Annotated in this window: 7 protein-coding genes and 2 pseudogenes; 7 read left to right on the top strand and 2 right to left on the bottom strand. The window is 65.0% G+C overall.

The features are described from left to right. The 5 genes and pseudogenes from DIE04_RS29355 to DIE04_RS29335 all read left to right on the top strand — a co-directional run. A pseudogene (locus DIE04_RS29355) lies at positions 1 to 270 on the top strand (hypothetical protein); the annotation flags it as partial. A 134-nt stretch (positions 271 to 404) separates the two neighbouring features. Beyond that, on the top strand, positions 405 to 1,748 hold the full coding sequence (locus DIE04_RS29350) for a virulence factor (RefSeq protein ID WP_124524207.1): 1,344 nt from the start codon (positions 405 to 407) through the stop codon (positions 1,746 to 1,748). A 71-nt stretch (positions 1,749 to 1,819) separates the two neighbouring features. Continuing rightward, positions 1,820 to 2,077, top strand: a complete 258-nt coding sequence (locus tag DIE04_RS29345; protein ID WP_124524208.1) for a PAAR domain-containing protein — start codon at positions 1,820 to 1,822, stop codon at positions 2,075 to 2,077. Positions 2,078 to 2,095: 18 nt separating this feature from the next. Further along, positions 2,096 to 2,410, top strand: a complete 315-nt coding sequence (locus DIE04_RS29340) for a TrfB-related DNA-binding protein (RefSeq protein WP_124523316.1) — start codon at positions 2,096 to 2,098, stop codon at positions 2,408 to 2,410. A gap of 269 nt (positions 2,411 to 2,679) precedes the next feature. Continuing rightward, positions 2,680 to 4,164, top strand: a complete 1,485-nt coding sequence (locus tag DIE04_RS29335) for an aminotransferase class V-fold PLP-dependent enzyme (protein WP_124524209.1) — start codon at positions 2,680 to 2,682, stop codon at positions 4,162 to 4,164. A gap of 252 nt (positions 4,165 to 4,416) precedes the next feature. Here the strand turns inward: DIE04_RS29335 and DIE04_RS29330 are convergent, their stop codons facing one another. Then, positions 4,417 to 5,532 (bottom strand): DJ-1/PfpI family protein, encoded by a 1,116-nt coding sequence (locus DIE04_RS29330; RefSeq protein ID WP_124524210.1) that lies wholly within the window; start codon positions 5,530 to 5,532, stop codon positions 4,417 to 4,419. 88 nt (positions 5,533 to 5,620) lie between these two features. On the opposite strand from DIE04_RS29330, the gene DIE04_RS29325 reads away from it, so the two are divergent. After that, positions 5,621 to 6,631 (top strand): GlxA family transcriptional regulator, encoded by a 1,011-nt coding sequence (locus DIE04_RS29325; protein ID WP_124524211.1) that lies wholly within the window; start codon positions 5,621 to 5,623, stop codon positions 6,629 to 6,631. Positions 6,632 to 7,039: 408 nt separating this feature from the next. Then, positions 7,040 to 8,572: an amino acid permease gene (locus DIE04_RS29320; protein ID WP_124489854.1), complete on the top strand. Its 1,533-nt coding sequence runs from the start codon at positions 7,040 to 7,042 to the stop codon at positions 8,570 to 8,572. 123 nt (positions 8,573 to 8,695) lie between these two features. Here the strand turns inward: DIE04_RS29320 and glyA are convergent. Further along, a pseudogene (gene glyA / locus DIE04_RS29315) lies at positions 8,696 to 8,935 on the bottom strand (serine hydroxymethyltransferase); the annotation flags it as partial.

The raw sequence follows: 8,935 nt of genomic DNA, 5'->3' as shown, positions 1-8,935 counted from the left end.
GCGCTTGCGTATGACGTTGCGGTGGGCCTGTGCTACATCACGCCCGAACAACTCTACGACTTGCGCATCGAGGCGGACTGGCGGATGGGTGAAGGTATTCCGGATGACAATCCAAACAAGAGGTATTACGAATATTTTTCACGCGGAAAATTCGATGACTTGCCGCTGCATGAATGGGTACACACCGAGGGTAGCGAAGGAAATATTCCCGGCGCGATCGTGGATCAACGTGAAGGAGAACTTTATTTGAAGGTCGGGGGTGTGATTTGAAGGCGCTAATCGCTACATGGCCGCGACGTGTCGCTATTGCCGTTTCGGCATGGCTGATTACCGTCGTACTCATGGCCATGCTGATGGCTTACGTAGAGCAACCCGATCCGGCACATCTGGAAATAGGAGATTGGATGAAGCGATTCATTGTTGTACCTGGCCTGGCTGCGCTCATGGTGTTTCTGTTGACCACGTCAGTGATGCGTCCGGCACAAGCTGCGCCTGCCAAGGAGGCTGCAGGGAATATGACGCTGGCAGCCGAGAAGCCGGTCAAGCCATTCGTCGCGCAGGTGGTCGGCCTGATTTGGTTGAATCCATTGCAACGTATGGACTACCCGACCGAATGGCAATTGTTGTGGACGCAAGGGCTTGCCGCACCGAACAAGAACGACGACATGGTGCGCACCGACCCGAAGTCATTTTCCACGCTTCAGTCGATTGGGGCGTTGGTTTACGGCAATCGTGGAAAAGAAACATTCAAGGGCTTCTACCACAAGTACATGTACAAGTTTCCGCTCCTGCTTAGCTCCCGCTATGCATCCAATCCAAAATATTTCTACACGGTGAGCCCGGCCAATAAAAATGACTGGCGCGAACTGGCGGGCATTCGTGTCGAACTTGCCATTCCGAATCGACTCGAAATCGACGACTCTCAAACCTACTTGCAAGACTCGATCCGAAAGACGTTCTCGATCGGCAACCGGCATTTCCCGACGATGTGGAGCCGCGACACGCCTCCCGACGTGCAAATCACTCAGGGCGGCGCAAACGCCGGCTTCACATCGCTGAACAACGCGTTGGATTACTTGCAGGCGAACCCCGACAAGACCGTATGGGCAATGAACTGGGACGCCCCGAACTTCCCGCCCACGGATGCGCAGATCAACGAGAACCTCGTCGTGCTGTTCCTCGCCGGCCCGAACTTCAACACCGAGCGCGAACCGCTCGCCTGGATCGGCAAGGCCGCAACCGGCAACACGCACGATTTTTCACCGAAGGTCGGCACGACACGCGCCGTGCAGGCATGGACAGCCACGATCGGCGAAGCAGCACGCAACGCCGGTGTCGCGGTCACGGACCTGAATTACATCGTCCACGACGCAGGTGTACCCAGCGACGCAGCGTCGTCACGCGTTGTCTCGCTCGCGCAGACCTTGACCGAAACCCTCCCTGAATACGACCACACGAATCAGACCTTCAACACGGCCGCCCTACTCGGCGACATGGGAACCGGCAGCGCATTGACCGACGTCGCACTCGCAATCGGCCGGATCAACCACTTTGGCGGCAACGCCTTGGTCGCCGGCACGACCGACCCCGAGCACCCCGTCGCCGTCGTCGTCAGACCACCATCGAAGCTCACGCCGATCGATCCGGACCAAGACTGGTTCCGCGCACGCGGCGGCAACAACGCGTACCTCCCCTGGTGGGGACGCCGACACGACACCGACTACGGCATGCAAGGCTATTCGTGGTGATGCAAACCAGCACCGCGGCATGTGGCGAGTAAAACGCCAATGCCGCGCGAATCATCGAGAGGACAAGTCATATGCGAGGAATCATCCGGGTAGGCGACAGCCATACCCACGGCGGCCGGGTCGAGTCCGGCGCCGACATCAGCAAGGTCATGGGGCGCGCGGTCGCGCGCTTCGGCGACACGTGTTCGTGTCCGATCCACGGCGCCTGCACGATTGCCGCTGGCGACGCTGCCTTCAACGTCGAAGGTAGGGCCGCCGCATTCGACGGTCACAAGACTTCGTGCGGCGCGACGCTCATTTCTTCCATTCCGAGTTCCGGGCGCCCCTGAATGCTGAAGACACGACGCATGACCGCCGAACAGTTCCGACTGCTGCGGCTTCAAGATACCCGCATCAAACCGTTGAACCAATGGGCCCTGCACGAGATTTTCGTGAAGGGCCGCCCACAGCGCGAGCTGGCCGCGAAACTGGGTATGAACCGCTCGGCAATGTCGCAGCTCGTTCGCAAGGCGTGGCAGCGATATCTGGAACTACCGGGCAACGTCACGCACCTCACCACGCTCACGATTACGATCCCCACGAAATATGAGCAAGCGCTGCATGCCTGGGTGCAGGACGCGCATCGTTTATCGAATCAGCCCGATCAAGACGAGTTGACGTGATCGACGCGCCCCCTCAAGGCGTTCACGGACATCCGATACGTCGCAGGCAGGCCGGGCAACGCCCATCCGCAGCGCCCGGCCGCGCCGGCATCCGCATGAACAATTCCCGATCTTCCGTCAGGTCCGGACGAAAACAAATTCCCCCGTATCAAACAAAAAGAAAACGTTATTCCACATCGCTCTGAATTCACAGCCAACTTTGGATCCTTTTTCCCCGTCCTCCCTCGTATCATTTCTCCCATTCCGAAGAGAAAGAACCAGAGAAGGACATGAGCGATACCACCCCGCTGCACTACCTCGACTACGCAGCCACCACCCCTGCGGACCCCCGCGTGATCGAAGCGATGACGGCCTGCCTCGGTGCCGACGGCATCTTCGGCAATCCCGCGTCGAGTTCGCACGCCGCCGGCCGGCTCGCGAAGGAAAAGGTCGAGCACGCACGCGCGCAGGTCGCCGCGCTGATCGGCGCGCAGGCCGACGAGATCGTCTGGACGTCGGGCGCCACCGAATCGAACAACCTCGCGCTGAAGGGCTATGCGGAAGCCGCGACCGGCAAGCGCCACCTCGTCACGAGCCGCCTCGAACACAAGGCGATCCTCGACACGATGGCGAACCTGTCGAAGCGCGGCATGACCGCGACCTACCTGACACCCACCGCCGACGGCGAAATCACCGTCGACGCCGTGGCCGCGGCGATCGGCCCCGATACGGGCCTCGTGTCGCTGATGCTCGTCAACAACGAACTCGGCACGCTGACCGACATCGGCGCGATCTCGCGCATCGTGCATGCGGCCGGCGCGCTGCTGCACGTCGACGCCGCGCAGGCGCTCGGCAAGACGCCGATCGACGTGCGCGCGCTCGGCATCGACCTGCTGTCGATGTCCGCGCACAAGGTGTACGGCCCCAAGGGCATCGGCGCGCTGTTCGTCCGCCGCGAGATCGCCGAGCGCATCGCGCCGCAGATCCACGGCGGCGGGCACGAGCGCGGCCTGCGCTCGGGCACGCTCGCGACGCACCAGATCGTCGGGATGGGCGTGGCGTGCGAACTGGCCGCCGAGAAACTCGAGCGCGAAGCCGCGCGGATCGCGGCACTCAGTGCACGCCTGAAGGACGCGCTGCTCACGCTCGGCGACATCACGCACAACGCGGCAGCGGCGCGCCGCATCCCGCACACGCTGAGCCTCACGGTGAACGTGCCGGGCTTCTTCCCGTTCATGCTCGGCGATGCGCTCGCCGTGTCGTCGACCTCCGCATGCAACTCGACCAGCGGCGCACCGTCTCACGTGCTGACCGCGATCGGCCTCGACGAGCAAGCCGCGGGCCGCACGGTGCGGATCAGCTTCGGCCGCTTCACGACGGAACAGGACGTCGATTTCGCGATCGCATGTTTCGCGCGCGCGCTCGAGCAATGCCGGGCCGCGGCAGCGACCGGGTTCACCGCGTCGCGACAGATCACGCCGGCGGACCTGAAAGCGATCCGCAGCGCCGGCTTTCGCGCGGTGATCTGCAACCGGCCGGACGGCGAAAGCGCCGATCAACCGGCATTCGAGGCAATCGCCGCCGCTGCGCGCGAACTGGGCCTCGACGCGCGCTATCTGCCGGTCGAACGCGACCGGATCGGCGATGCGGAAGTCGACGCGTTCGGCGCGCTGGTCGATGCGCTGCCGAAGCCGGTGCTCGCCTATTGTCGAAGCGGAAGCCGCGCCGGGATGCTGTGGAACCGGCTGACGGCGCGGCGGACGGCAACGGTCTGAGCGCTACCCGCATGTAAGAAGCATCGCGCGCGTCCACGTTCATGCTCGAAACCGACGTTTCGACGCGTGGCCGCCCGGGCGTCGCGATCAAACGCCGAATGCAAGTCGGTGGAAAACGCGAAGTGCGCGCGATGTGCTGCGCGCATGTCCGCTGGCACCGGCCGGGCTCGTCGATCGCGACATCGTCCGCCCGGGCCTTTTCCGGCGTCGAAGGCACGGTTTGCGCCGGGCAACGCGCAAGCCCGGCAGCCGCTACTTCGCATACTCCAGTTGCAGCGCCACCCAGTCCGACGTCGCGTCGCCGTAGCTCGCCGCGACGTCGCCGAGCACACCGGGCAGCACCGCTTCGCCGCGCCGCCCGTCCGGAATCGTCACGCGCGCGTGGCCGGCATCGGCCGGTTGCGTCAGCAAGCGCAGCCCGTGCTTCGATTCGATCACGTGCGCGTCCGCCGTTGCGACGATGTCGCTGCGCCACGTCCGCGCCCACGCATCCGCGGTGAGCGCAACCGGAAGTTCGTCGAATCCGCTCGCGACAGGCAGATCGAAGGTCCGATGCCGCCAGAACGCGACGCGATTCGTCAGTGCGGTCGCCACGGCACGCGCGGTCAACCCGAACCGGCTGCCGTCGTGAACGTCGCTCCATCCATGCGCGCCGATGTCGCGTGCCGTTTCGCGCGCCGCCACCGGCCCCGCCAGCGCATTCACCAGCGCAAGCGACGCGGGAATCGACGCCGACACGCCGCTCGTCGTCATCACGTTGCCGTCCATCACGTAGCGGCGATCGTCGACCCACGCCGTTTCGGCAAAACGGCGACGCAGCCCGTCGCGCGAATACCAGTGCGCGGTCGCGATGCGATCGCGCAGCAGCCCGGCGTTCGCGAGCACGGCCGCGCCATCGCAGATCGCCACCATCGTGGCGCCGGCAGCGGCCTGTTTGCGCAGCCACGCGAGCACGGCCGGCCGGTCGGCACGATGCAAGGCCGGCACGATCACGACGTCCGCGCCGAGGGGCACGTCCGCGTCGAACCGGTCGAACGTCGTATCGGCCAGGATCCGCAGCGCGGGCATCAGTTCGACCGCGCCGGCGTCGGCCGACACGGCCACGACATCGGCCGCGCCCGACGCCTTCAGAATCGCGTACGGAACGATGAAATCGGTCGTCTCCGTTCCGGCGTTGTCCGCGACGATCGCAACGAGCGGCCGCGTGCGGCCCGCCTTCGGTGCGTTCACGCTCAGCGTTTGCGTGACCGTTCGTGCGCCGTGCGCGGCCGACGGCCCCGACTGCCCCGACATGCACGCGCCCAGCACCGCGCATACGAGCAGCGCCACCGCCACGCGCATCGCCCCGTTTCTGTTCCATTCCCGCATCGCCCACCCGCGTCAATCGATTGCACGTGCGGAAAATTACAAGGATCATGCACGCGGTCACAAGGACAACTCCACCGCACTTTCCGCCATGCCCCAGTCAACCGGTCCGGCACGCGACATCGTCGTCGTCGGCTTCGAAGGCGTCCAGTCACTCGACATCACCGGCCCGATGGAAGTGTTCGCGGTCGCGAACCGCCATCTTCCCGGGCATGTCCCGCGCTATCGGCTCACGCTCGCATCGCAACACGGCAACGACATCGTCACGCACGCGGGCCTGCGTCTTGCCGGCCCGACCGCGCTTGCGGCGTTGCCCGAGCCCATCGACACGATCATCGTCGCAGGCGGCAGCGAAGCGGCGCTGCGGCACGCGGCGTCGAACGCCGGCGTGCTGCCCTGGCTGCGCACGCGGATCGCGAGCACGCGGCGGATCGCGAGCATCTGCACGGGCGCGTTCGTGCTCGCCGCGGGCGGATGGCTGGACGGCAGGCGCGCCACCACGCACTGGAATCAGTGTGCGACGCTGCAGGCGCTTTGCCCCGACGTGCGGGTCGAGCCGGATGCGATCTACGTGAGCGATCCGCCGTTTCATACGTCAGCCGGCGTGACGGCCGGCATCGACCTGTGTCTCGCACTCGTCGAGGCCGACTGCGGCGCGCCGACCGCGCTCGCGGTCGCGCGCGAGCTCGTGCTCTTCATGCACCGTCCCGGCGGACAGGCGCAGTTCAGCGTCGGTCTCGACATCCAGGCAAACGCGACGCCACCGATGCGCGCGCTGCTCACGTCGATCGCCGACGACCCGACCGGCGATCTCGGCGTCGCCGCGCTGGCCGCGCGCCTGCACATGAGCGAGCGCACGTTTGCGCGCAATTTCCTCAAGGAGACGGGGCTCCCGCCCGCGCAATTCGTGCTGGCCGCACGCGTCGAGCGCGCGAAGGCGCTGCTGGAGCGGGCAGGCTGGCCGCTCGAACGGGTCGCGCAACGTTCGGGGTTCGGCAGCGTGGATGCGCTGCAACGTGCATTCGCGAAGCGGGTCGGAATATCGCCGCGCGACTACCGTGCGCGGTTCGGACGGAAACCCGGCAAGCAGCAAGCCGAGTAGGCCGCTCCAGGTTCCCTGCCGGGCCGACTCACAGGATTGCGACACGGGGCGCGGTCGACTTCAGAAAGCGATTGCGGGCCATGTCGCCCTTCACGGGAGCGCACTTTTTCCCCGGCTGTCGCATTTCGACAAGTACGGATCATCCCGATCCGCATGGATTCCTTACAAATATTCAGCCCGCCACGCGATGCCCCCGAACGGTGCACCCGTCCGGAGTTTCGCCGGATTGCCGAAATCCGATATCGCCGCGAGATTTGGCTTCATACCGTTCCGTATCGGACCGGATACGCGATCGCCATCGATGCATGACAACGCGTGCCCGCCGACGAATTCCAGGAGCGGGCCGCAGCACCGGGCCCGGGCAGCGATGACGGTCCTGCCTCGCAGGACATACGTGACGGAGCGAATATGGATGCGAAAATCCAGCCTGATGCAGGTATCGACAGCGACGTAAGCCTCCTCCACAAGATGGGATATGCGCAGGAGCTGTCGAGACGCATGAACGGCTTCTCGAACTTCGCCGTGTCGTTTTCGGTGATCTGCATTCTGTCGGGCGGCATCACCGCGTTTCAACTGGCGTTCTCCGCGGCCGGCGGCGCCTCGGTCGGCCTCGGCTGGCCGCTCGGCTCGCTGTTCGCGCTGATCGTCGCGGTGTCGATGTCGCAGATCGCGTCCGCGTTTCCGACCGCCGGCGGCCTTTATCACTGGGGCGCGATCCTCGGCGGGAAGAAATGGGGGTGGATGACGGCGTGGCTCAACCTGATCGGCCTGATCTTCGTGATCGCGGCGATCAACTTCGGCACCTACGATCCGTTCTTCAAGACGCTGATCGCACCGATGTTCGGCGTCGGTCCGGACAGCCTGACGTGGTGGCATCAGACCGCGTTCATCACGGTCATCACGATTTCGCAGGCGATCCTGAACGCACGCGGCATCCGGATCGCGAGCAAGATCACCGACCTGTCCGGCTACCTGATCTTCGTCGTGACGATCGCGCTGGTCGTGTCGCTGCTGGTCTACTCGCCGGTCACGTTCGACCTGCATCGGCTCGTCACCTTCACCAACTACACGGGCGTCGACGGCGGCGCCTGGCCGAAGCAGACCACGCCGCTCGCGTTCCTGTCCGGCCTGCTGCTGGTGACCTACACGATCACCGGTTTCGACGCGTCCGCGCATACGTCGGAAGAAACGCACGACGCGGCGAAGAACGTGCCGCGCGGCATCATCGGTTCGGTGTTCTGGTCCGCGGTGTTCGGCTACGTGATGGTGTGCACGTTCGTGCTGGTCATGCCCGACCTGACCGCCGCGATGAAACAGGGCACCGGCTTCTTCGAAGCCATCCTCGCACCGATCCCGAAGACCTTGCGCGTCTGCCTCGAGCTCGCGATGTTCTTCATCAACTACGTGTGCGGGCTCGCCGCGATCATGTCGACGTCGCGGATGATGTACGCGTTCGCGCGCGACGGCGGGCTGCCTGCGTCGAAGCTGCTGCGCAGCGTGAATCACAATCACCGGACGCCCGGCCCGGCAATCTGGACCTGCGCGGTGCTCGCGATCGTCGTCACGCTGTACGGCGACGCGTTCTCGGTACTGAGCGCGGGCAGCGCCGTGTTCCTGTTCATCTCGTATGCGATGCCGATCGGTTCCGGGATGCTCGCCGAAGGGCGCACGTGGACCGAAAAGGGCCCGTTCCAGCTGGGCATCTGGTCGAAGCCGTGCGCGCTGCTCGCGCTGGTGGGCGCGTGCGTGCTCGCGTACGTCGGCATCCAGCCGCCGAACGAGAAGGTGCTCTACGTGCTCGTCGCGTTCGTGGGCGTGCTGATGGTGATCTGGTACGGGTTCGGCGTGCGCAAGTCCTTCGCCGGGCCGCCGGTGCTCAAGGACACGCGTAACGACGAGCGGATTCGCGAACTCGAGGCGAACGTCGATCCGACCGTGTGACGCGACACCGGTTCGCACACGGCGCAAAAAATCCGGCTCGCGGTGTGCGAGCCGGATTTTTTTACATCGTTTCGGAACGAGCGAGGTTCAACGGCGTCGGCAGTCGAACCCGATTGCCGCGTCTCAGCCGTAGACCGGGAAACGCTGCGTCAACTCCGCGACCAGACCGCGTACGCGTTCGATCGTCGCGGCATCTTCCGGTGCTTCCAGCACGTCGGCGATCAGGTTGCCGACCTTCTCCGCTTCCGCCGGACCGAAGCCGCGCGTCGTCATCGCCGGCGAGCCCAGGCGGATGCCGCTCGTCACGAACGGCTTCTCCGGATCGTTCGGGATCGCGTTCTTGTTCACCGTGATGTGCGCCGC

Origin of the sequence: Burkholderia sp. Bp8994 (genome assembly GCF_003853805.1) — a bacterium.
Taxonomy (GTDB): Bacteria; Pseudomonadota; Gammaproteobacteria; order Burkholderiales; family Burkholderiaceae; genus Burkholderia.
This window is presented reverse-complemented; position numbering and strand designations above follow the sequence as displayed.